Raw genomic sequence first — 23,487 nt, forward strand, 5'->3', positions numbered from 1 at the left:
TGGCGCACCACCCGGCACCACCCCCCACGACTGAGCACGTTCCGTTCAGTGCAAGGAGAGCCGCGTGATTCCGACGACCCCACAGCCGTCCCGACCGGACCGACCGGACCGACCGGACCGACCGAGCCGACGCCCCCGACTGCCCCGACTGCCCCGGTTCCTCCGACTCCTGACCGCCCTCCTCCTCCCGTTCGCCCTCCTCACCCTGCCCTCGTCGGCCGCCGGCGCCGAGGAGGGCCCGTCCGCCCAGGCCGTTCCGTGGCTGTCCGTGGACGGCAACCAGATCACCGACGAGGCCGGCCGCCCGGTGACCCTGCGCGGGCTCTCGGTGCTGGCGCCCCGGCACAACAGCGAGTGCGCCGAGTGCGACCCCCGGCCCATCGCCGACATGATCGACCTGTCCGTCAACGCGGAACAGGGCTGGCACAACAAGGTCCTCAGGCTGCCCGTCACCGAGTGGGCGCCCAACGACTCCCTCTCCCTTGAGGAGAACTTCGCGCAGAACATCGACCCCTATGTGCAACAGGCGGTCGAACTCGGCATCTACGTGATCGTCGACTTCCACCGGGTGCAGAACTACGGCGACGACGTGGCGGGGGGCACCCCGCAGTCCGTCGTCCGGGAGTTCTGGGAGTACGTCGCGCCCCGCTACGCCGACGTGCCCAACGTGATCTTCGAGGTCTACAACGAGCCGCTGGCGCCGGCCGACTGGCCGACCTGGAAGAGCTACATCACCCCGGTGGTCGACGCGATCCGCGGCGTCGCCCCGAACAACCTGATCCTGATGGGCAGCCCCAACTGGTCCACCATGGTCAACGAGGCCGCGGCCGACCCCATCGCCGACGCCAACACCGCGTACGTCTACCACCTCTACCCCAACCAGGGCCCGAGCAGCGCCGCCAACCTCGACGCCAGGTTCGGGAACGCGGCCGAGACCATCCCCGTGGTGCTCACCGAGTTCGGCTGGAACCCGGTCGGCGACTTCAGCGACGCGGTCACCGCCGGCACCACCAAGTGCTGGGGCGTCGGGCTGCGCGACTACCTGGACGAACGGCCCTGGATCAGCTGGAACGCCTGGGTCTTCGACAACTACTGGAAGCCCCAGATGTTCGACCACGACTGGAACCTGCTGGGCGGCGAGCACCAGGGCCAGTTCGTCCAGAACTGGCTGAGCCAGCTCGCCGACCACAACCAGCCGGGCGTCGACAACCCGCCGGGCGCCGGGGACGACCTCGGCGTGCCGGAGTCGCACAGCGGGACGGTGGTGGAGAACGGCTCCGCCGGCTACGCCGACACCGGCGACTGGGTCACCGGCGACACCGCCCACGGCTTCCACGGCACCGACTACCGGCACGACGGCGGGCCCGAGGCGGCACCGGAGCGCAGCGCGACGTTCACCCCCGAACTGCCGGCGTCCGGACGGTACAACGTCTACCTGTGGTGGGCCCCTGACCCGAACCGCGCCCCCGCCGTGCCGGTGACCATCGGCCACGACGGCGGCACCGCCGAGCTGACCGTCGACCAGCGCGCGGGCGGCTGCGACTGGGGGCTGCTCGGGACGTACGACTTCACGGCGGGCGCCGACCAGGGCGTGCGGATCTCCGGCGCCAGCGCGGGGTACACCGTCGCCGACGCGGTGCTCTTCGAGCCGGTGGACGGCGCGGCGGCGGCCGGCCCGGCGGCCGGTGCCGCCGGCGGGAGGCGGTGACCGGCTGAGCCTCCCCGCCCGGGGTCCCCACCCGGGGCGGGCCCCGGCACGGCGACCCCGGCAGGGTCGTGCCGTGCCGGGGCCCTCTCCCCTCCGTTCGGCGTCAGCACTCCACGACGTTGACCGCGAGGCCGCCGCGCGCCGTCTCCTTGTACTTGACGGACATGTCGGCGCCGGTCTGCTTCATCGTGGCGATCGCCCGGTCCAGGGAGACATGGTGCTGCCCGTCGCCGCGCAGCGCCATCCGGGCCGCCGTGATGGCCTTGACGGCGGCCATGCCATTGCGCTCGATGCACGGAATCTGTACCAGGCCGCCCACCGGATCGCAGGTGAGGCCCAGATTGTGTTCGATGCCGATCTCCGCCGCGTTCTCCACCTGTTCCGGGGTGCCGCCCAACACCTCGGCCAGCCCGCCGGCGGCCATCGAGCAGGCCGAGCCGACCTCGCCCTGGCAGCCGACCTCGGCGCCCGAGATGGAGGCGTTCTCCTTGAAGAGCATCCCCACCGCGCTCGCCGCCAGCAGGAACCGCACCACGCCGTCGGCGTCGGCGCCCGGCACGAAGTCCAGGTAGTAGTGGAGCACGGCGGGGATGATCCCGGCCGCGCCGTTGGTGGGCGCGGTCACCACCCGGCCGCCGGCGGCGTTCTCCTCGTTGACCGCCATGGCGTAGAGCGTGACCCACTCCAACTCCTTGGCCGCGCCGCCCACTTCGGCGCGCAGCCGGCGGGCCGAGGCCGCCGCCCTGCGGCGCACCCGCAGCCCGCCGGGCAGGATGCCCTCCTCGCTGAGCCCACGTCGCACACAGGCACGCATCACGGCCCAGATGTCCAGCAGCCCGGACCGCACCTCCTCCTCGGTGCGCCAGGAGGTCTCGTTGCGCAGCATCAACGCCGAGACGGACAGCCCGGTGGCTCGGGTCAGCTCCAACAGCTCGGCGCCGGTGTGGAACGGGTGCGGCAGCCGCCGCTCGTCGGGCACGATCCGCGCCGGCCCCTCGACGCCCTCGGCCGAGGTGTCCACCACGAAGCCGCCACCCACCGAGTAGTAGGTCCGCTCCAGCAGCGCGCGGCCCGCCCCGTCGAAGGCCCGGAAGATCATCCCGTTGGCGTGGCCCGGCAGCGAACGCCGCCGGTAGAGCACCAGGTCGCTCTCCGGGTCGAACGGGATCTCGTGGCTCGGCCCTATCGCCGCGCCCAGCAGCCGCAGCCGCCGGGTGGCGCGCACCCGCGCCACGTCCTCGTCGGCGCGGGTGACGTCCACCGTGTCCGGTGCCTGGCCCTCCAGGCCCAGCATCACCGCCTTCGGCGAACCGTGACCGTGCCCCGTGGCGCCCAGCGAGCCGTACAGCTCGACCCGGACGGTGGCCGTCTCGGCCAACGCCCCGGCGTCCTTCAGGGCGTTGGCGAACAGCAGCGCCGCGCGCATCGGCCCCACGGTGTGCGAACTGGAGGGGCCGATGCCGACGCTGAACAGGTCGAAGGCCGAGAGCGCCACGGTCGGCTCACTGCTCCGTGAAGGCGGTGTACTCCTCGGCGGACAGCAGCTCGCCGGGCTCCGCGTCGGCGTCGACGCGCACCCGGAAGAGCCAACCGCCCTCGAAGGGCTCCGAGTTGACCAGCTCGGGATCGTCCACCACGGCCTGGTTGACGTCGGTGACCTCGCCGCTGACGGGGGCGTAGATGTCGCTGATGGCCTTGGTCGACTCCAGCTCGCCGCAGGGCGAGCCGGCCGTGACGGCCGTGCCCACCTCGGGCAGCTGGGCGTAGACCACGTCACCCAGGGCGGAGGCGGCGTGGGCGGTGATGCCCACGGTGGCCACGCCGTCGGCCGGCTCGGTGAGCCACTCGTGGTCGCGGGTGTAGCGGAGGTGCTGGGGGTTGCTCATGGTCGTCGATTCTCCTGGATCACGCGGAACATGGGGGGCGGACAGTCGGTGGCGGAACGGAAACGAACGCCGGAACGGGAACGGACGCCGGAACGGCGGGTGGCGGGTCGTGGCGGGTGACGGGGCGTGGCGGAGGCGGCGCGGGCGCCAGGCAGGTGAGTCCCGCCGGCGGCAGCGGGTCAGTCGGCCCGCCGGTAGAAGGGGAGCGCGACGACCTCGTGCGGCACGGCGGTGCCCCGGATGTCGACGGCGACGCCCCCGGTGCCGGGCGCGGCGTGCGCGGCGTCCACATAGGCCATGGCGATCGGCCGGCCCAGCGTGGGGGAGGGGGCGCCCGAGGTGACCTCGCCGACCGTCGAGCCGTCGGCGGCCAGCACCGGATACCCGGCGCGCGGCACCCGGCGCTCCTCGCACACCAGGCCCACCAGCACCCGTGGCGGGTCGCTCACGGCGCGCTCGGCGGCGCGTTCCAACGCCGCGCGCCCCACGAAGTCGCCCTCCTTGTCGAACTTCACCACCCGACCCAGCCCGGCGTCGAACGGCGTGGTCCGTTCGGTGAGTTCGTGCCCGTAGAGCGGCATCCCCGCCTCAAGGCGCAGCGTGTCGCGGCAGGCCAGGCCGCAGGGCACCAGCCCGTCGACCGCGCCCGCCTCGGTCAGCGCCGCCCACAGCGGCTCCGCGTCCTCCGGCGCGCAGAACAGCTCGAAGCCGTCCTCGCCGGTGTACCCGGTGCGGGCCACCAGCACCGGACGCCCGGCGACCTCGGCCCGCAGGCTCGCGTAGTAGCGCAGCCCCGCCAGCCCCGCCGGGTCGGTCAGCCGCCCCAACACCCCGGCCGCCGCAGGCCCCTGGACGGCGATCAGCGCGTAGGCGTCCCGGTCGTCCCTGACCTCGGCCTCGAACGCGGTGCCCCGCTCGCGCAGCGCGTCCAACACCCGCTCGGCGTTGGCCGCGTTGGCCACCACCAGGAACTCCTCGTCGGCCAGCCGGTAGACGATCAGGTCGTCCAGGATGCCGCCGCCCGCCTCGCAGATCATCGTGTAGCGGGCCCGGCCCGGCTTCACCGCCGACAGCCGCCCCACCAGCGCGTGGTCCAGCAGCGCCGCGGCGCCGGGCCCGGTCACCGCGATCTCGCCCATGTGCGACAGGTCGAAGAGGCCGACCGCGTTCCGCACCGCCTGGTGCTCGGCGCGTTCGCTGCCGTAGCGCAGCGGCATCGACCAGCCGGCGAAGTCGGTCATGGTGGCGCCGAGCGCGCGGTGCACCGCGTCCAGCGCGGTGACGCGGGGGGTGTCGGACATGAACTCGCTCCAGGGAGACGGCGGGCGGTGACGAACGCGCGGTCGCGCGTCGAGCCCTCCCCGTCTGTCATCGGCACCTGAGAGGTTCGCCGCGAGCCCCGCGCGGAAACGCTTCCCGGGCGGACGGCGCGGCTTGCACCGTGGGTGGGGCCGCGCCGATGCGCGGCCCGCTTTTCAGACTTGCCTTCCGCGCGCGGTGACGGGGCCTGAGAGATTCAAGGGAGGACTTGCTCCTTCGGCGCCCCGGATGACACCGGGGACTCTCCCGCGCGAGGTCGAACGGCCGGTATGCGGTTGTGGCCCGGCCATCATCGCACGGATGCCCCGTGGGGCGGGAGCCGATCACCGTGAGAAGGTTTCGCTCGGGCCGGCGGAAGCGGCCGGGTCCCCCGCGAGACACGGCGGGACCGGAACGAGCGAGGAAGGCGGGCGCGATGAGTGTGAGCAGGACGGGGCCGGGCTTCGGCGGAGGTTGGCCGGGCAACGAGTTGGAGGAGGCGCTGGCCGCCTCGGTCGGCGTGCCCGACGCCGCCCCCCGCCTGCTGAAGCTGCTCTCCCGCAGCGCCGTGTGGGTCCCGCTGCCCGAGGGCGGCGGGCCCGAGAGCCGCACCCTCGACCTGCCGACCATCGACCTGGCCGGCGGCGTCTACGTCCCCGTCTTCAGCTCGGCCGAGCAGCTGCACCTGGGCGGCGCCTCGCACCTGCCGTTCACCGTCGCGCCCGCCTGGGAGTTCGCCCGTGGCCTGCCGCCGCAGGTGGGCATAGCCGTGAACCCCGGCGGAACGGTCGGCATCCCGGTGCCGCCCGTCGCCGTCGCCGAGCTGTGCCGCGCCACCCCGGGCGAGCGCACGCCGGGCGTGCCCTCCGGCGCGCGGATGCGGCTCTTCCAGCCGGACTGGCAGGACGACCCGGTCGAGTTCCTGAACGCGGCGGCCGAGGAGCTGGGGACGCTCTGGTACGTGGTGACCGCGCGGCGCGGCCTGGCCAGCGCCGAGGGCGGCGAGCCGGCGCTCTTCGTCGGCGTCGAGCTGGACCAGGTCGACGACACCACCCGGGAGGCCGTCAACGCCGCGCTCGGCCGGGCGCTGGCCCGCCACACGGTCCGGTGGCCGGTTCAACTGGTCCTGTTGGACGCCGCCCAGGACCCGGTGGTGGACTGGCTGCGGGAGTGTGTGGCGCCGTTCTACTCGCGTGGCGCGTGAGCACGGGGCACCTTGTCAGCCGGGAGCCTGACTCGCAAGCTGCTGTGCGGGGCTGGTGCGCGTGCGGGTGCCTGCGGGTGCGTGCGGGTGGACCGAAGTGTGCCGGAGCGCCGAAGCGCGAGGAGGACGGGCCCAGGTGAGTGCGGGAGAGGCTGTCGAGGAGCTGCTCACCCGGGTGACGCCGGACCGGCTGGACACCTACGAGTCCCTGCTGGGCGCGCTCGCCGACAGCGAGGTGTGGATGCTGCTGTGGCAGGGCGACCCGGGCGACCCCGACGCCCACTACGGCGGCATGGAGGTCGCGGGCCACGGCTACGCGCCGTGCGTGACCTCCCGCGCCCAACTGGCCGCCAGTGGCTGGAACCGCGCCTACGAGGTGGTCCCTGGACGCGACATCGCCGCCGCCCTCTACCCCGAGCACTGGGGCCTGTGGCTCAATCCGCACGCCCCGGGCGGCGGCCTCGGCGTGCCCTGGCTCGACCTGCGGCGGATCGCCGGCGGGTTGGACCGGTTGCCGGCCGGGCCGCTGGAGATCAGCGAGCCCAGCGTCGGCGTGGACTCCTTCTACGCGCGCCTCGTCGCGCTCGCCCCGCGCACGCCCGCGCTGCGCGCCCTCTGGCGCGCCTGGGTGCGCCCGGCGCTGGGCGCCTCGTACCTGGCCATCGGCCTCGACGTGGACGGCCCGCAGGAGAACGGCGCCGACGCCGTGCGCGCCATGATGCGCGAGGCGATCGCCGAGGTCCCCGACGGGCTGACCGTGGGCACCGTGGCGATGGCGGACGGTTACGACCCGGTGGCCATGTGGCTGCGCGCCAACACCCGCCCCTTCTACGAGCGCGACGCCCCGGCCCTGGGCCGTTCCGCCTCCGACCCGCAGGGCTACGGCTACCCGCGCGCGTACTGACCACGGCGGGACCACGGCGGGACCTCGCGGGGGTCGGCGGTCGGGTCGGCGGTCGGGGCGGATAGGCCGGCGGCTGGTGGGTACCCGAGGGACACAGTTCTGCCACCGGCACGCGCGCCACCGGGCAGCGCGGCGCGCGGCCGCCGAGAGGAGAGACGCCGCATGAGCACCGTGAAGAGCACGCTCCCTGACAGCACCCTCAAGGTCGTGGGCGAGGCGCTACAGGGTGCGCTCGTCGACCTGGTCGACCTGTCCCTGGTCGCCAAGCAGACCCACTGGAACGTGATCGGCCCCCGCTTCCGCTCCGTCCACCTCCAGCTGGACGAGGTCGTCACCACCGCGCGCACCCACTCCGACACCGTCGCCGAACGCTCGGCCGCGCTGGGCGTCCCGCCCGACGGCCGGGCCGCCACCGTGGCGGCGACCACCGGCATCCACACGGTGGCCGACGGCTGGCAGCGCGACACCGACGCGGTGCGCACCCTGGTGGACGCGCTGGGCGCGGTGATTGTCCGGATGCGCGAACGCCTCGACGAGGTCGGCCCGGTCGACTCGGTCAGCGAGGACGTGCTGATCCAGATCACCAAGGATCTTGAGAAGCACCACTGGATGTTCCAGGCCGAGAACGCCAGCTGAGGCCGGCCCCCTCGTCGGACGGGCCCGCCGGCGGCGCCCCGCGCGCCCCGGCGGGCTCCGCCGTGTCGAGGGGCGCCGTCGGCCGTTGTCAGGGGCGGGCGATGCCGTCCAGGCGGTCGAACTGCTCGTCGCTCAGCGTCAGTTCGCCGGCCGCGACGTTCTCCTCCAGATGGGCCACCGAACCCGTGCCGGGGATGGGCAGCATCACCGGGGAGCGCCGCAGCAGCCAGGCGAGGGCGACCTGGGCCGCCGTCGCGCCCAACTCGGCCGCCACGGCCTGGACCTCGCCGGCGGCGACGGTCGCCGGGTGCACCGGGCGCCAGGGCAGGAAGCCGATGCCGGCGGCCTGGCAGGCGTCGACCACGTCCTCGTACTCCCGGTCCAGCACGCTGTAGCGGTTCTGCACGGTGGCGATCCCGGTGATCTCCCTGGCCTCGGCCAGCTGCGCCACCGTCACCTCGGAGAGCCCGAGGTGCGCGATCTCGCCCCGCTCCCTCGCCTCGGCGAGCGCCCCGACCTGGTCGGCCAGCGGCACCTTCGGGTCGACGCGGTGCAGCTGGAGCAGCTCGATCCGCTCCAGCCGCAGCCGCCGCAGCCCCTCCTCGACCTGGGCGCGCAGGAACTCCGGCCGCCCGTCGAGGTCGGCCTCCCGGCCCGGGCTCGGCGGGGCGACGCCGACCTTGGTGGCGATCAACAGGTCGTCCGGGTACGGGTGGAGCGCCTCGGCGAGCAGCGACTCGTTCTCGCCCCAGCCGTAGAGATGCGCGGTGTCGATCAGGTTCACCCCGAGCCGCACCGCGTGGCGGGCCACGGCGAGGCCGCGCTCCCGGTCGGGCCCGGGCGTCGTGGGCAGGTGCATGGCGCCGAAGCCGAGGCGCCGCACGGGGCGCCGCCCGCCGATGCGGAACGTGGTGGCGGGCGGGCTGGGCGAGCGGTCGTTCATTCTTCTCCCGGTGGCTGACGCACGGCGATTGCTCGCACGGGCGTGCGGTCAACCGTCATCCTGTCAGCCCGCCGTGCCGCCGCCGTGCCGCCGCCGTGCCGCCGCCGGCCCGGCCCGCGCGCGGACCGGGCCGGCCACCGGGCTCAGGCCAGGCGCAGCTCCGCCTGGACCGGGGCGTGGTCGGAGGGGTAACGGCCGCGCACCCGGTAGGTGTTGATGGCCACCCGCAGCACCTCGACGGGGCCGCCGGTCAGCACCCAGTCGATCCGGTCGCCGCCGCGCACCGGCTCGCCGTAGCCGGGGAAGGTGCCCCAGTCCGGCGTCACCTGACGGCCCGTCTGCCAGGTGTCGGTGAGGCCGCCCTCGGTGACCAGCAGCCGGTAGGACTCCGAGGAGCCGGCCGGGGTGTTGAAGTCACCGGTCAGCACCACGGGCAGGCTCGGGTCGAAGCCCTCGATCCGCTCGCGCACCAGCGCCGCCGAACGCTGCCTGGACGGCTCCGACTGGTGGTCGAAGTGCGTGTTGACATGTACGAACGCCCGCTCGGTGCGCCGGTCGAGGAACCGGACCCAGGTCACCATGCGGATCACCGAGTTGCCCCAGGAGGCGGAACCGATCACGTTCGGGGTGTCCGACAACCAGAAGTGGTCGAAGTCGAGCGGCTCCAGGCGGTTGGCGTCGTAGTAGATCCCCATGAACTCGCCCCGGCCGCCGCCCTCGCGGCCCAGGCCGATCCAGTCGTAGCCGGCCGGCAGGTCGCCGTCCAGCTGCTTGACCTGGTGGTACAGCGCCTCCTGCACGCCCAGCACGGTGGGCCGCTCCAACTCCAGGAAGCGGGCCAGCACCGGACGCCGGTCGGCCCACGAGTCGGGCGTCCCTGGCGCGGCGTTGGCGTCCATCCGGATGTTGAACGACACCACGTGCAGCCGGTCGCCCCGCGCCGGGCCGATCACCGCGCGCTCCCGGGTGCGCTCTCCTGCGGCCCCGCGCGCCGCCGAACGCGCCTGCGCGCCCGGCGCGTTGATCGCGGCGCCCGCCGTCACCAGACCACTCGCGCCCGCGACGCCCAACACCGTTCTCCGTGACACAGCCATAACAGTCCTCCTGTGGGGTGGTTCGAGCAAGGACTGTCGTCCCCGATCGTGTTGTGATCGCGGAGCGAAAACAACGGCGGCTCGAACAGCAGCCGAACTTCCCCGGGCGCACACCGGCGGCGCGCGCCGGAGTTGAAAGCGGTGGACAACGCGCACGCACCCTTTCACCAAAGAGCGTGCCGAACCGTCAGACGGGAATACGGTAAGGGAGAGTCGAGGAATTCCAGGGGGGTCCGGCATGGCAACTCCGCTCTCCGCCGACAAACTCGTGAAGGCCCTCAAGGACGAGGGCGTGAAAATCGTCGAACACAAGAGCTGGCGCACCCACAACCGCAACGGCGCCGGCGCCTGGGGCCCGGTGCACGGCGTGATGGTCCACCACACCGTCACCTCCGGCACCTCGGGCTCCGTCGACCTCTGCTACCAGGGCAGATCCGACCTGCCGGGGCCGCTGTGCCACGGCGTCATCGCCAAGGACGGCACGGTCTACCTGGTGGGCAACGGCCGCGCCAACCACGCCGGTTCGGGCGACGGGGACGTGCTCCAGGCGGTGATCGACGAACGCCAACTGCCGGCGGACAACCAGGCCGACACCGACGGCAACGCGCGGTTCTACGGATTCGAGTGCGTCAACCTCGGCGACAACAAGGACCCCTGGCCCGCCGCCCAGGTCGAGGCGATCGTCCGCGCCTCGGCGGCGATCTGCCGGGCCCACGGCTGGGGAAAGAAGGGCGACACCTCGGTCATCGGCCACCTGGAGTGGCAACCGGGAAAGGTCGACCCACGCGGGCCCGGCGTCTCCATGGGAGACATCCGCAAGCGGGTCAGCGAGCGACTGAAGCATCCCGCCGACTGGAGCCCCGGCGGCTCCAACCCGCCCCACGAGGAGGACGACGTGCCCAAGCGGACCCTGTACGGCACCACGGGCGACTTCACCCAGACCCTCAAGCCCGGCACCTGGACGACCGTCAGGTTCGACCGCCGGCACAACGGCAAGGAGTGGGAGACCAAGACGCCCGAGCCGTCCATCGCGTTCGGCGCCTGCTTCTACTCCACCACGGTCGCCGTCCGCGCCTCGGGACTCAGCCGGGGACAGGAACTCCAGATCCGGGTGGCGCACTACGCGGAGAAGAAGGAGGGCGGCTTCGAACGCACCGGCGGAATGCCCATCAACTCCCCGGTCCACGACGGCGGCGACGCGCACTTCACCTACGCGTGGAACGGCCACCTCGCCGGATCGCGCCGACTGCGCGTCGAGTTGGCGCACCACGGGAACGAGCCGATCACCATCGAGTACCTGCGGGCCGAGACGCTCTACTGGGAGACGTGACCGGTCCCTGACGGTCCCTGGTCGAGTGTCAGCGGTGGGTACTACCGTGGTCACCATGCGCTACGAAGCACGCCACAGCGAGACCCGTGGCTGGTATGTGGTCTCCGACGAGGGCCACCTGGCCCATGTGCCCGACCCCGACACCCAGGAGCTGCGCGCCGCGCTCTTCGAACGCGAGGCGGACGCGCGCCGCTGCGCACTGGAGCTGACGCGCCTGGGCACCCTCAACTAGGGCCTGGCCGGCCCGGCTTTCGGGGACGGCGGCCCGCCCCGACGGCGGGGGCGGTGGCCTGGCCGGCCGGGCTTTCGGGGACGGCGGCCGGGCCGCTGGCGGGGGCGGTGGCCTTGCCGGCCTGGTTTCTGGATGGGCGGGGATCTCGGCTCACGGCCTGTGGTGTGTACCTGCCTGGCGGCGCTTGGCCGGGTGGCCAGGGTGGCCGGGCTGTTGGGTATCGGCGGGCGGCGGGTCGCCCCGGGGGCGGTCGTAGTGGTCCCGGCCGGGCTGGCTTCCGGGGACGGTGGCCTGCCTCGACGGTGGTGGCCTTGCCGGCCGGGCCGGGGTCTTGTCGGCCGGTTGGGCTTTCTGGGGGCGGCGGGTCGCCCCGGGGGCGGTGGACTGGCCGGGCGGGGGTCTTGTCGGCCGGGTTTCCACGCCGGGGCGGATCTCGGCTCACGCCGGACGGGGCCCACGGGACCGGTTCACGGATCGGGCTTGCGGTGGGGCTCTCGGATCGGGCTCATGGATGGGGGGCCGTCGGCGGGGGCAGTTGGGGGAGTTTCACGGTCAGCACGGTGTCACCGGGCGGCCCCGAGGGCGGCGGGTTCGGGCCCGAAGCCCGACCGGTCTGCGGTGAAGGGGAGTTGGGGGAGCCCGGCCGAGGAGTGGCGCACGGTCGCGTGGGTGGCCTTGGGGCGTTCGACGGCGGAGCGCTCCTCGCCGACAGTCTCGCCCGCCGGGCGCGTTCCGGGGCCGGGTCCGTGGCGGCCACGAGAGCGGGGGCGTGCCCGCCCTGTGCTCTGCCCGCGCGCTGGAGGTCCGGCAGGGTGGGAGGGAACAGTCATGGCCCCGTTGGCTGTTGGCCGGTTCGGCCTGCCCTGCCGGCGCGGCGGCGCTCCGGCGGCCGTGGCCGCCGGCAGGGCTCTCCGCTTCCAGGCAGGGGCCAGGGCTCGCCCGTTCCACGGTGGCGTCCCGCGCGAGGCCGCCCAAGGCCCCGGTCACCCGCCGGAGCGACGCCGTCGTTCCGCCGTGCCCGCGAGGGCGCGGCGACGCGTTCGTCCGGCCCCGCGCAGCGGGCTGCTCCGGCCGCCCGGGCCCGGGGCACGGCCTCCCGATCCGGCCGGCTAGGCCTCCGTGACCATCGTCAGGTAGCGGTCCCAGTCCCAGTGCGGGCCGGGGCAGACGCGGATCACCTCGGGGACCTCGTTGTGGCCGACGATGTGCTCGCGGTCGACGGGGATCTCGTGCCGCGCGCAGATCCCCGCGACCAGCCGGGCCGAGGACTCGTAGAGCGCGTCCGTCAGATACTCCGGCCGGTCCGCCCAGCCCTCGTGCTCGATGCCGATGCTGCGCTCGTTGAAGCCCCGGTGCCCCGCGTGGTACGCGACGTCCAACTCCCGGGCCAGCTGCGCGACATGGCCGTCGGATGAGCGGATCACATAGTGGGTGGCCGCCCCGTGCGAGGGGTCCTGGAAGACGCGGAGCGTGATGGGGTAGGTCGCCTCCGGCATGTGGATCACCACCCGGTCGATGGTGTAGTCCCGGGGGCGGTTGGCCCTGCGGTAGTTGGCCGGGTCGGCGGGTATCCACTCCGCCCCGGGGTGATCCACCTCACCCTCGACCCGGGGGGCCTCGACCCCCGAGTACCGCCACCACCAGGAGCTGAGATGCTCCCGCCCGGCGTACCCGGCAACCCCCAGGACGCCCGCCGCCCCGCCCGCCAGCAGCGCCCTGCGCGGCAGGCCGGAGCGCCGCCCGGGCGACGACTCGGGCTCGCGGGCCGCGTGTTCACCCATGGTCTCCTCGTTCCCCTCCGGCGCCCCACCTGCCCACCGCCGGCGCCCTCCGGTTCGAAGAACGGCCGGTGCGCGCGGCGGGTTCCGCGCCACCCGGCGGCCGTCGTCTCACCAGGCGTCCGCCGTCGGGCCGCGCCCCGGCCGGCTCCTAGAATCGGCGTCACCATGCCCTACCTCGACCACGCCGCCACCACGCCCATGCTGCCCGAGGCGCGTGCGGTGATGACCGCCCAACTCGGCCGCACCGGCAACGCCTCCGCGCTGCACGCATCCGGCCGCCGGGCCCGGCGCACCGTGGAGGAGGGCCGGGAGGAGCTGGCCGCCGCGCTGGGCGCGCGCCCCAGCGAGGTCGTCTTCACCTCGGGTGGCACCGAGGCGGACAACCTTGCCGTCAAGGGCCTCTACTGGTCCCGGGTCGCCGCCGACCCGCGCCGCCGGCGGCTGCTGGCCAGCCCAGTCGAGCACCACGCGGTGCTCGACGTCGTGCACTGGCTCGCCGACCACCAGGGCGCGGTCGTGGACTGGCTTCCCGTGGACGCGCTGGGCCGGGTGCACCCCGAGGGGTTGCGCGCCGCCATCGAACGCGCCCCCGACGAGGTGGCCCTGGCCACCGTGATGTGGGCCAACAACGAGATCGGCACCGTCCAGCCGATCGCGGAACTGAGCGCGGTGGCCGCCGAGTTCGGCGTTCCGCTGCACGCCGACGCGGTGCAGGCCGTCGGCCAGCTGCCGGTCGACTTCGCCGCCTCGGGCCTGACCGCGCTCACCGTCTCCGGGCACAAGATCGGCGGCCCGCTCGGCGTCGGTGCGCTGCTGCTGTCCCGGGACGCCGCCCCCGTTCCCGTCCTGCACGGTGGCGGCCAGGAGCGGGACGTGCGGTCGGGGACGCTGGACGTGCCGGCGATCGCCGCGTTCGCCACCGCCGCGCGGCTGACCGTGGCCGGGCAGCCCGAGTTCGCCCGGCGGATCGGCGCCCTGCGCGACGAGCTGGTCGCCCGGGTCCGCGCGGCCGTTCCCGACGCGGTGCTCAGCGGCGACCCCGACCCGGCGGGCCGGCTGCCCGCCAACGCGCACTTCGCTTTCCCCGGCTGCGAGGGCGACTCCCTGCTGCTGCTCCTGGACGCCCAGGGCATCGAGTGCTCGACCGGCTCCGCCTGCACCGCCGGCATCGCGCAGCCCAGCCATGTGCTGCTGGCCGCCGGCGCCGACCCCGAACTGGCCAGGGGCACCCTGCGGTTCAGCCTCGGGCACACCTCGACGGCCGCCGACGTAGAGGCCCTGGCGACGGCGATCGGCCCGGCCGTCGAGCGGGCCAGGGCCGCCGGGCTCAGCTGAGCGAGGCGCCGGACGGCCGGGGCCGTACCCTGGACGGGCTATGAGTGACTTCCCCGGTGCCCCCGACGCCTTTCCCGGTGCCCCCACCGGCCCCCGCACGGGTCCCCGCCTGCGGGTGCTGGCCGCCATGTCCGGCGGCGTGGACTCGGCGGTCGCCGCCGCCCGCGCGGTCGAGGCCGGACACGAGGTGACCGGCGTCCACCTCGCCCTCTCCGCCAACCCGCAGTCCTTCCGCACCGGCGCGCGCGGCTGCTGCACGATCGAGGACTCCCGGGACGCGCGCCGGGCCGCCGACGTGATCGGCATCCCGTTCTACGTGTGGGACCTGGCGGAACGCTTCCGCGCCGAGGTCGTCGACGACTTCGTCGACGAGTACCGCGCCGGCCGCACCCCCAACCCCTGCCTGCGCTGCAACGAGAAGATCAAGTTCGCCGCGCTGCTGGACCGGGCGCTGGCGCTGGGCTTCGACGCGGTCTGCACCGGCCACTACGCCAGCGTGCGGGTCGCCGCCGACGGGCGGCGCGAGCTGCACCGGGCCAGCGACGCCGCGAAGGACCAGAGCTATGTGCTGGGCGTGCTCGACGACCGCCAACTGGCCCACGCGCTCTTCCCGTTGGGCGACACCGAGGCCACCAAGGACGAGGTCCGGGCCGAGGCCGAACGCCGGGGCCTGGCGGTGGCGCGCAAGCCCGACAGCCACGACATCTGCTTCATCGCCGACGGCGACACCCAGGGCTTCCTGGCCCGCCACCTCGGCTCGGCCGAGGGCGACATCCTCGACCAGGACGGCACCAGGATCGGCACCCACCAGGGCGCGCACGGCTTCACCATCGGCCAGCGGCGCGGGCTGCGCATCGGGCACCCGGCGCCCGACGGCAAGCCGCGCTATGTGCTGGACATCTCGCCGGTCGACAACACCGTCACGGTCGGGCCTGCCGAGGCGCTCGACATCGCCGAGCTGACCGCGATCCGCCCCCGCTGGTGCGGCGGCACCGCGCCCGAGGGCGCCGGCCGCTACACCGCCCAGCTCCGGGCGCACGGCGTGGAGACCCCGGTGACGGCCGAGGTGGTGGACGGCGAGCTGCGGGTCACGTTCGACGCCCCGGTGCGCGGCGTCGCCCCCGGCCAGGCGGTCGTCCTCTACGACGGCACCCGCGTCGTCGGCTCGGCGACCATCGCGCACACGACGAGCGCGACGAGTTTCGCCGGTCGCGCCGGAGCCTGACCGCAGGTCTCAAGGGCGGGTGGGTGGGAGAAACCCCACGACGGCGCCGCGGATGCCCAACGGCCGGACCCACCCACCGGTCCGGGCGCCACCCCACCCACGGGCAGGGCGCCACCCCACGCCGCCCCGCAGGGGACCCACCCCGCAGGCGCGGCCCGCCGCCGATCGGCCCCCAGGGCCGATCGGCTCACCGCAACCCAACGCGGTTGGCCAGCACCGGAACAACGCGCCTGGCCTCCTCGACGGCGGCCGGGTCCACGTCGGCCAGCAGCAGCCCCGGCTCCCCGGCCAGCCGCGCGGTCACCTCGCCCAGCGGCGAGACCACCATGCTGTGGCCGACGCCGGTCGGCGCCCTGGTCGCCGGCGGCTCGCCGACCGTCGCCGGGTCGGCCTGGTCGGCGGCCAGCACCCAGCAGGTCGAGTCCAGCGCCCGCGCGCGCACCAGCACCTCCCACTGGGCCACCTTCCCCGGCCCGGCGCCCCAGGAGGCGGGCAGCACCACCAGCCGCGCGCCCCGGTCGGCCAAGGCCCCGAACAGGTCGGGGAAGCGCACGTCGTAGCAGGTCGCGAAGCCGAGCGTCAGCCCGGGCGCGCCCTCGGGCTCGGCCGTCACCACGCGGTCGCCCGGCGCCACCGTCGCCGACTCGGCGAAGTCGAACGCGTCGAAGAGGTGGATCTTGTCGTAGTGGGTGTCCACGCCCCGGCCGGTGATCAGCAGGGTGTTCCGCACCCGGCCGTCCTCGTGCGGCGTGAACATGCCGGCGACCACCAGCGTTCCGGTCCGTTCCGCCACCTCGCGGACCCCGTTGGCCCACGGGCCGTCCAGCGGCTGGGCCAGCGGCGCCAGCGGCACCCCGAAGCGCGCCATCGTCGCCTCGGGAAAGACCACCAGTTCCGCGCCCCGGCCGGCGGCCCGCTCCGTCTGGTCGACGACCGCGCGCAGGTTCTCCTCGGGGGAGACTCCGGCGGCCAGCTGGCTGAGCGCGATGCGCATGGGGTGGGTCCTTCCCTCGACGGCCCTGGGGGACCATGGTGCTATGGCGACACATGTGATCACAGGGGCGGGCTCCGGCATCGGCGCCGCCCTGGCGCGGGAACTGCTGGCGCGCGGGGACGAGTTGTGGCTCTGGGCGCGGGACGCGGGGCGCGCGAAGGAGCTTCGGGAGCGTTTCGGGGGCGCGCACACGCTGGTGGGCGACCTCGCCGAGCCCGAGCGCCTCTCCTGGGCGCTGGGCCACCAGTCGCCGCCCGACCGGATCGACGGCCTGGTGCACTGCGCCGGCGTCGTGGAGTTGGCCGAGATCGGCGAGCTGACCCCGAAGGTGTGGCAGTCGGTGCTCGCCGCGAACCTGGTCGCCCCCGCCGAGCTGACCCGGCTGCTGCTGCCCCAGCTGCGGGTCGCCAAGGGCCGGGTGGTGTTCGTCAACTCGGGCGCCGGGCTGAACGCCAGTCCGCGCTGGGGCGCGTACGCCGCCAGCAAGCACGGGCTGCGCGCGCTGGCGGACGCGCTGCGCGGGGAGGAACGGGCGAACGGCGTCGGGGTGACCACCGTCTACCCGGGCCGCACCGCGACGCCCATGCAGCGGAAGGTGCACCAGCAGGAGGGCCGCGACTACGACCCGGAGCGCTGGATGTCGCCCGAGTCGGTGGCCGCGACCGTGCTGCTCGCGCTCGACCTGCCGCGCGACGCCGAGGTCACCGACCTCCAGGTCCGCCCGGTCGGTTGAGCGCCGCGCGCGGCCGCCCGGGCGGGGGAGAGGGAACGACCGACGTGACGTGCGTGACGGACGTGGGTTCCGTAACGGAGTTGATGGGTGTGACGGGTGTGACGAATGTGACGGAGTTGGCTGAGTGACCGAGAACACGCGGGCGTTTCCCTGGGGCGAGGCGGCGGCCACCGGGGTCGGGTCGATGCCGGGCGAGGACGCCAGGGAGGCGGCCAGGACGGTCGCCGGGGAGCTGGACTCGCTGCTGTTCCTGCCGGAGCTGCCGGCGCGCGGCCCGGGCGCCGACATGGTGGGCCGCACCACGGGGCTGCTCGCCGAGCTGTACGCCCGTCTCGAACCGAGCGGTTGGCGGATCGGGGACCGGCCGGGACGGGACACCCGGCGCGCCAGGGCCTGGCTGCGCGAGGACCTGGACGCGATCGAGGAGTTCACCCAGGGCTACGACGGCGTGCTGAAGGTCGCCGTGGTGGGCCCCTGGTCGCTGGCCGCCGCGCTGGAACGGCGCAACGGCGAGGCGATGCTGGGCGATCAGGGGGCCTGCCGGGACCTGGCCCAGTCGCTGGCCGAGGGGCTGCGCGAGCACCTGGCCGAACTGCGGCGGCGGGTGCCTGGCGCGACGGTGGTCACCCAGTTCGACGAGCCGTCGCTGCCGGCCGTGTTGCTGGGGCGGGTGCGCACCGCCAGCGGCTACCGCACCCACCGCGCCGTTGACCGGGCGGTGGTGGAGGAGACGCTGCGCGGCCTGGTCGAAGTCGCGGGCGAGGCACCGACGGTGGTGCACTGTTGCGCGCCGGGGGTTCCGTTCGCGCTGCTGCGCCGGGCGGGCGCGCGGGCGGTCTCCTGCGATCTGAGCCTGCTCACCGAACGTGACGACGAGGCGATCGGGGAGGCCGTGGAGGGCGGGGTCGCGCTGTTCGCCGGGGTGCTGCCTGGGGCGGGCGTCGCCCTCGGTGAATTGTCAGACCCGGCCGGTACTGTCACTCCCGTCAGGTCGCTTTGGCGCAGGCTGGGGCTGTCGCCCGGGCTCCTCGCGGAGTCCGTCGTGGTCACCCCGTCCTGCGGGCTCGCGGGCGCGTCACCGGCGTATGCGCGGGCCGCGTTGGCGCACTGCGTCCGGGCGGCGAGATCCCTCGCGGACAACCCTGAGTGACGGGAGAGCAGGACTGTGGCTGGCGAACGCCCCCTGGAAGACGAGTCGTCGGTGCCTTCCCAGGCCCGCGAGCGACATGCCCGCCTGGCCGAGCAGGTCGAGGAGCACCGCTTCCGTTACTACGTGAAGACCCCGATCATCAGCGACGCGCAGTTCGACGCGCTGCTGCGGGAGCTTCAGGCGCTGGAGGAGGAGCACCCGGCGCTGCGCACCCCGGACTCGCCGACCCAGCAGGTCGCGGGGACGTACGAGACGGAGTTCACCTCCGTCGAGCACCGGGAGCGGATGCTGTCGCTGGACAACGCGTTCGACGACGAGGAGCTGGCCGCCTGGGAGCAGCGGGTCGCCGACGAGCTGACCGGCATCCCCCACCACTTCCTGTGCGAGCTGAAGGTCGACGGCCTCGCGGTCAACCTCACGTACGAGCACGGCCGGTTGACCCGCGCGGCCACCCGGGGCGACGGCCGCACCGGGGAGGACATCACGCCCAACGTCCGCACCATCCGCGAGGTGCCCAACCGCCTGCTGGGGGAGCGGGTGCCGGCGCTGGTGGAGATCAGGGGCGAGGTCTTCTTCCCGATGGAGCGCTTCGAGGAGTTGAACGAGCGGCTGGTCGCCGCCGGGGAGAAGCCGTTCGCCAACCCGAGGAACGCGGCGGCCGGTTCGCTCCGCCAGAAGGACCCGAAGGTCACCGCGAGCCGCCCGCTCCAGATGGTGGTGCACGGCATCGGCGCCCGCGAGGGCTTCGACATCGCCCGGCTCTCCGAGGCGTACGAGCTGCTGGCCGGGTGGGGCCTGCCCACGGCCCGCGCCAGCAGGGTGGTCACCTCGCTGGCGGGCGTGCGGGAGTTCATCGCGTACTACGGCGAGCACCGGCACGCGGTGGAGCACGAGATCGACGGCGTGGTCGTCAAGCTGGACGAGATCCCGCTCCAGGGCCGCCTCGGCCACACCTCGCGCGCCCCGCGCTGGGCCATCGCCTGGAAGTACCCGCCGGAGGAGGTCAACACCAGGCTGGTCGACATCCGCGTCGGCGTGGGCCGCACCGGCCGGGTCACGCCCTATGCGGTGGTCGAGCCGGTCACGGTGGCCGGTTCCGAGGTGGAGTTCGCCACCCTGCACAACCAGCAGGTGGTCAAGGCCAAGGGCGTGCTCATCGGGGACACGGTGGCGCTGCGCAAGGCGGGCGACGTCATCCCGGAGATCCTCGGCCCGGTCGCCGACCTGCGGGACGGCAGCGAGCGGGAGTTCGTGATGCCGACCGAGTGCCCCGAGTGCGGCACCGCGCTGATGCCCATGAAGGAGGGGGACATCGACCTGCGCTGCCCCAACGCCCGTTCCTGCCCGGCGCAGTTGCGGGAGCGGATCTTCTATCTGGCGGGGCGGCGCTGCCTGGACATCGACCACTTCGGCTATGTCGCGGCCACCGCGCTCACCCAGCCGCTGGAGCCGGCCGAGCCGCCGCTGCGGGACGAGGGCCGCCTCTTCGAGCTGACGGTGGAGGAGCTGCTGCCGATCCGTTCCTACGTGCTGGACCAGGACACCGGGCTGCCCAAGACCGATCCGGAGACCGGCGAGCCCAAGGTGGTGACGTTCTTCGCCAACCAGCAGGGCGAGCCGAAGAAGAACGCGCTGGCCATGCTGGAGTCGATCCGCGCGGCGAAGGAGCGGCCGCTGGCCCGGATCATCGCCGGGCTCTCCATCCGGCATGTGGGGCCGGTCGCCGCCGAGGCGCTGGCCAGGGAGTTCCGCTCGCTGGACCGGATCGCCGAGGCGAGCGAGGAGGAGCTGGCGGCCACCGAGGGCGTGGGGCCGACGATCGCCGCCTCGCTCAAGGACTGGTTCGCGGTGGACTGGCACCGGGAGATCGTGGAGCGCTGGCGGGCCGCCGGGGTGCGGCTGGCCGAGTCGGGCGAACGGGACGAGGCGCCGCGCCCGTTGGCGGGCGTCACGGCCGTGGTGACGGGCACCCTCGCCGGCTGGACGCGGGACGGCGCGCAGGACGCGCTGCGCACCCAGGGCGCGAAGGTGACCGGATCTGTCTCCAAGAAGACGGATTTTGTGGTGGTTGGGGAAAGCCCCGGTTCGAAGTTCGACAAGGCCATGCAGCTGAAGGTGCCGGTGCTCGACGAGGCCGGCTTCGGGGTGCTGCTCGAAGAGGGGCCGGACGCGGCCCGCGCGGTCGCGGTGCGACCGGCCGAGCCGGAGGAGGCGGCCGAGGCGGCCGAGCCGGCCGAGGCGGGGGCGGCGGCGGAGTCGGAGGGGGCGACGTCGGAGGTGGCGGCCTCGGGCAGGGGCGCGAAGTCGGGGTCACCGGGGAAGGCGAGGAAGTCAGGGAAGGCGGCGAAGGCGCGGAAGGGCGGCGGCGATGACGGCGACGAGGACGGCGGTCAGGACGCCGCCTGACGGTGGCGCGCGGGCGGTGGCGCGCGATCGGGAGCCCGGAGCAAGCATGTACCACCCCGGCGCGCGGCATATACCAGGGGACTAGAACGCGCCGGGTCGCTTTCGGCAACCCGTCAAGTTCCCTGCCGCCGACGGCCGTTGGCCGCCTAGGGTGGGCAGGACCCGCCCGCCCGTCCCATCGGCGAGCGGGTCGAGCCGCCGTGAGAGGTTCCCGCCATGCTGTCCACCCCGAGGGTGAGAACGACCTCGCGGCGTGGCCTGCCCGCGCCGCGCCGCTGGGGCCGCGCCGCCGTGGTCGGCACCGCCGTGCTGATGACCGCCGGCGGCATCGCCTCGGCGCTGGGCGACGGCCGGGGACTCTTCCCCGGCGACCGCGTGGGCTGGGGGTTCGCCATCCTCGCCCTGCTGGTCGCGGCCCAACTGGCCCTCGCCGACCGGCGCCTCAACGGCGGCAGCAGCGCCGGCTGTGCCGTGGCGCTCTCCGCCCTGCTGGTGCACGGCTGGCTGCCGGCCGTGCTGGTCGTCGTCGCCATCGCCGGCCTGGTCGCCGCCGCCCGTCCCACCTGGGCGCGCGCCGCGCTGTGGCACGGCGCCGTCGGCGTCCACGGCATCGGGGCCGGCGCCCTGGTGCTCGCCTGCTTCGGCACCACGCCCAGCGTCGAACGCCCCTGGCAGCCCAGCGAGTGGGACCTGGCGACGCTGCCCCAACTGCTGCTGGCCGGCTTCGCCCACATCCTCGTCAGCCACGTCCTGTCCGGCCTGAACGGACAACGCCCGGGCGGCGCCTCGCTGTTCGGCGGCTTCTGCTGGTCGCGTCAGCTGGTCGTCGCGCTCGCCCTGCTGGGGATCGCCCCGCTGACCGCCGTCGTCGCCGAGACCGCGCCGGGGCTGCTGCCGCTCTTCGCGGTGCCGTTGATCGCCGTGGACTCCACGTTCCGGATGGCCACCGCACGCGCCGAGGACCAGCTGCTCGACCCGCTCACCGGGCTGCCCAACCGGCAGTGGCTGCTGACCCGCACGGCGGAGGTACTGGCCGAGGCGGCCGGCGAGCGGCGCCGGGTCGGCCTGATCCTGATCGACCTCGACAGCTTCCGATCGGTCAACGACACATTGGGCCATCTCACAGGCGACCGGCTGCTGTTGCTGATCGCCGACCGGGTGCGGGCCCGGCTCCCGGCCGGCGCCCAGGTCGCCCGCCTCGGCGGCGACGAGTTCGCCGTGCTGCTGCCGCACGCCGGCTCGGCCACCGCCGCCCAACGCACCGCCCGCCTGCTCATCGGCGCCCTCGACGCGCCGCTCGAACTCGACGGCCTCAGCCTGCTCATGGAGGCCAGCGCCGGCGTCGCCGTCTTCCCCGAACACGCGCCCGAGGCCGAGGGACTGCTGCGCCGCGCCGACGTCGCGATGTACCTGGCCAAGCGCGACCGCACCGGCGTCGAGGTCTACGAGGCCAGCAGGGACGGCAACACCCCCGACCGGCTCGCCCTGTTGGGCGACCTGCGCCGCGCCCTGGAGGCCGGCGAGGTGGAACTGCACTACCAGCCGAAGGTCCGCTTCGACGGCGCCGTCGCCGGCCTTGAGGCGCTGGTGCGCTGGCACCATCCGGAGCGCGGGCGGGTCGCCCCCGACGAGTTCATCGCCATCGCCGAGGCGTCGGGGCTGATGCCCCGGCTCACCGAGTACGTGCTGGAGACGGCCCTCGGCCAGGTCGGCCGCTGGCGCCGGGCCGGGCTCACCGTTCCGGTCGCCGTCAACGTCTCGCCGCGCGACGTCCTCTCACCCGGCTTCGCCGGCGCCGTCGCCGCCCGACTCGCCCGCCACCGCGTCCCGCCGGACGCGCTCCAACTGGAGATCACCGAACACGTCATGCTGGAGGACCCGCGCCACGCGTCCGACACCCTCGCCGCCCTGACCGGGCACGGCGTGCGGATGTCCCTGGACGACTTCGGCACCGGCTACTCCTCCCTGGTCCACCTCCGCCGGTTGCCGGTCAGCGAGTTGAAGATCGACCGCTCCTTCGTCGGCCGCCTGGTCGCCGACGCCGAGGACGCGGAGATCGTGCGCTGCACGATCGACCTGGCGCACTCGCTCGACCTGCTCGTCGTCGCGGAGGGCGTCGAGGACGACGAGACCTGGGAACGGCTGCGCGACCTGGGCTGCGACGCGGTCCAGGGCTGGCTGGTCTCGGCGGCCATGCCGGCCGCCGAGACGACGGCCTGGCTGCGCGCCAGGGAGTCCCGCTCCCCGGAGACGGCGGAGCCGCTCCCACGGTGAGTTCTTCCCGGAGCCGCCGGGCGGCTCCGCCGCCGGCGGCGGCGGTGTCCGCGGGTGCCACCGCGCGGCTGCGCCGCGCGAGCGGTAATGGTTGGGCCCGGTGGGGTGGATGGCTGCGCCGGCGGAGGGTGGTCATTGGGCCTGGTGGGGTGGGGCTAGTGACGGCCGAGTGGCTTGGTGGCTGCGCCGCTGGCGGGTGGGTGCGGCCGCTCGGTTGCGTTGCGTTGCGTTGCGTTGCTTTGCGCGGCGGGGCGGGGCGGGCTGTGATCCGCCGAGCCAGGAACGGTGTGGGCTGCGCCGCATGGGCGGTGGTTGTCGGCCCTGGCTGAGCGGACTCGGCGCTGACCGGGTGG

At 74.3% G+C, this 23,487-nt stretch carries 19 protein-coding genes and 1 riboswitch; of the genes, 12 read left to right on the forward strand and 7 right to left on the reverse strand.

The genetic code is table 11. The annotated features are described in order from the left end of the window. The first annotated feature begins 64 nt into the window (after positions 1-64). Positions 65-1,708, forward strand: coding sequence for a cellulase family glycosylhydrolase (locus tag FH609_RS15720; protein ID WP_139667929.1), 1,644 nt, complete (start codon positions 65-67; stop codon positions 1,706-1,708). Positions 1,709-1,811: 103 nt separating this feature from the next. Here the strand turns inward: FH609_RS15720 and FH609_RS15725 are convergent, their stop codons facing one another. The 3 genes from FH609_RS15725 to gcvT form a co-directional block, all read right to left on the reverse strand. Next, the gene (locus FH609_RS15725) at positions 1,812-3,203 is read right to left on the reverse strand and encodes an L-serine ammonia-lyase (RefSeq protein WP_139667931.1); all 1,392 of its coding nucleotides are present in this window, start codon (positions 3,201-3,203) and stop codon (positions 1,812-1,814) included. A gap of 7 nt (positions 3,204-3,210) precedes the next feature. Next, positions 3,211-3,594 carry a glycine cleavage system protein GcvH gene (gcvH, locus tag FH609_RS15730; protein ID WP_139667933.1) on the reverse strand — a complete coding sequence of 128 codons (384 nt, stop codon included), beginning with the start codon at positions 3,592-3,594 and terminating at the stop codon, positions 3,211-3,213. Between the two features lie 179 nt (positions 3,595-3,773). Further along, on the reverse strand, positions 3,774-4,895 hold the full coding sequence (gene gcvT / locus FH609_RS15735) for a glycine cleavage system aminomethyltransferase GcvT (RefSeq protein WP_139667935.1): 1,122 nt from the start codon (positions 4,893-4,895) through the stop codon (positions 3,774-3,776). A gap of 184 nt (positions 4,896-5,079) precedes the next feature. Continuing rightward, positions 5,080-5,173: riboswitch (glycine riboswitch) on the reverse strand. A 156-nt stretch (positions 5,174-5,329) separates the two neighbouring features. Between gcvT and FH609_RS15740 the strand changes: the two genes are divergently transcribed. The 3 genes from FH609_RS15740 to FH609_RS15750 all read left to right on the forward strand — a co-directional run bounded on the left by FH609_RS15740 (position 5,330) and on the right by FH609_RS15750 (position 7,637). After that, positions 5,330-6,097, forward strand: a complete 768-nt coding sequence (locus FH609_RS15740) for an enhanced serine sensitivity protein SseB (RefSeq protein ID WP_139667937.1) — start codon at positions 5,330-5,332, stop codon at positions 6,095-6,097. 136 nt (positions 6,098-6,233) lie between these two features. Next, a complete protein-coding gene (locus FH609_RS15745; protein WP_139667939.1) occupies positions 6,234-7,001 on the forward strand; it encodes an enhanced serine sensitivity protein SseB C-terminal domain-containing protein in 768 nt (255 codons plus the stop codon). Positions 7,002-7,163: 162 nt separating this feature from the next. Continuing rightward, positions 7,164-7,637: a Dps family protein gene (locus FH609_RS15750; protein WP_139667941.1), complete on the forward strand. Its 474-nt coding sequence runs from the start codon at positions 7,164-7,166 to the stop codon at positions 7,635-7,637. Between the two features lie 88 nt (positions 7,638-7,725). On the opposite strand, the gene FH609_RS15755 is transcribed toward FH609_RS15750, so the two are convergent. Continuing rightward, positions 7,726-8,580: an aldo/keto reductase gene (locus FH609_RS15755; protein ID WP_139667943.1), complete on the reverse strand. Its 855-nt coding sequence runs from the start codon at positions 8,578-8,580 to the stop codon at positions 7,726-7,728. A 143-nt stretch (positions 8,581-8,723) separates the two neighbouring features. Continuing rightward, positions 8,724-9,674: an endonuclease/exonuclease/phosphatase family protein gene (locus tag FH609_RS15760; protein WP_139667945.1), complete on the reverse strand. Its 951-nt coding sequence runs from the start codon at positions 9,672-9,674 to the stop codon at positions 8,724-8,726. 238 nt (positions 9,675-9,912) lie between these two features. Here FH609_RS15760 and FH609_RS15765 point away from each other — a divergent pair, with 238 nt between their 5' ends. Both FH609_RS15765 and FH609_RS31115 read left to right on the forward strand, forming a co-directional pair. Then, positions 9,913-11,004 (forward strand): N-acetylmuramoyl-L-alanine amidase, encoded by a 1,092-nt coding sequence (locus tag FH609_RS15765; RefSeq protein WP_139667947.1) that lies wholly within the window; start codon positions 9,913-9,915, stop codon positions 11,002-11,004. A 55-nt stretch (positions 11,005-11,059) separates the two neighbouring features. Continuing rightward, positions 11,060-11,236: a hypothetical protein gene (locus tag FH609_RS31115; protein WP_158621479.1), complete on the forward strand. Its 177-nt coding sequence runs from the start codon at positions 11,060-11,062 to the stop codon at positions 11,234-11,236. Between the two features lie 1,109 nt (positions 11,237-12,345). Here FH609_RS31115 and FH609_RS15770 read toward each other — a convergent pair. Further along, the gene (locus FH609_RS15770) at positions 12,346-13,017 is read right to left on the reverse strand and encodes an N-acetylmuramoyl-L-alanine amidase (RefSeq protein ID WP_139667949.1); all 672 of its coding nucleotides are present in this window, start codon (positions 13,015-13,017) and stop codon (positions 12,346-12,348) included. 165 nt (positions 13,018-13,182) lie between these two features. Here FH609_RS15770 and FH609_RS15775 point away from each other — a divergent pair, with 165 nt between their 5' ends. Both FH609_RS15775 and mnmA read left to right on the forward strand, forming a co-directional pair. Beyond that, a complete protein-coding gene (locus tag FH609_RS15775; RefSeq protein WP_139667951.1) occupies positions 13,183-14,352 on the forward strand; it encodes a cysteine desulfurase family protein in 1,170 nt (389 codons plus the stop codon). A 40-nt stretch (positions 14,353-14,392) separates the two neighbouring features. Further along, positions 14,393-15,577, forward strand: a complete 1,185-nt coding sequence (mnmA, locus tag FH609_RS15780) for a tRNA 2-thiouridine(34) synthase MnmA (protein ID WP_139667953.1) — start codon at positions 14,393-14,395, stop codon at positions 15,575-15,577. A 187-nt stretch (positions 15,578-15,764) separates the two neighbouring features. Here the strand turns inward: mnmA and FH609_RS15785 are convergent, their stop codons facing one another. Next, positions 15,765-16,571, reverse strand: coding sequence for a carbon-nitrogen hydrolase family protein (locus FH609_RS15785; RefSeq protein ID WP_139667954.1), 807 nt, complete (start codon positions 16,569-16,571; stop codon positions 15,765-15,767). A gap of 43 nt (positions 16,572-16,614) precedes the next feature. On the opposite strand from FH609_RS15785, the gene FH609_RS15790 reads away from it, so the two are divergent. From FH609_RS15790 to FH609_RS15805, 4 genes are all read left to right on the forward strand, one after another. Then, a complete protein-coding gene (locus FH609_RS15790; protein WP_139667956.1) occupies positions 16,615-17,304 on the forward strand; it encodes an SDR family oxidoreductase in 690 nt (229 codons plus the stop codon). A gap of 184 nt (positions 17,305-17,488) precedes the next feature. Continuing rightward, positions 17,489-18,454, forward strand: coding sequence for a methionine synthase (locus FH609_RS15795; protein ID WP_405378970.1), 966 nt, complete (start codon positions 17,489-17,491; stop codon positions 18,452-18,454). Between the two features lie 51 nt (positions 18,455-18,505). Further along, complete coding sequence (gene ligA, locus FH609_RS15800) at positions 18,506-20,860, forward strand: NAD-dependent DNA ligase LigA (RefSeq protein ID WP_405378964.1); 2,355 nt, start codon at positions 18,506-18,508, stop codon at positions 20,858-20,860. Between the two features lie 216 nt (positions 20,861-21,076). Next, positions 21,077-23,134 carry a putative bifunctional diguanylate cyclase/phosphodiesterase gene (locus FH609_RS15805; RefSeq protein WP_139667962.1) on the forward strand — a complete coding sequence of 686 codons (2,058 nt, stop codon included), beginning with the start codon at positions 21,077-21,079 and terminating at the stop codon, positions 23,132-23,134. The last annotated feature ends 353 nt before the right edge of the window (positions 23,135-23,487 follow it).

It is taken from the genome of Streptomyces sp. 3MP-14, assembly GCF_006334905.2.
Lineage (GTDB): Bacteria > Actinomycetota > Actinomycetes > Streptomycetales > Streptomycetaceae > Streptomyces > Streptomyces triticirhizae.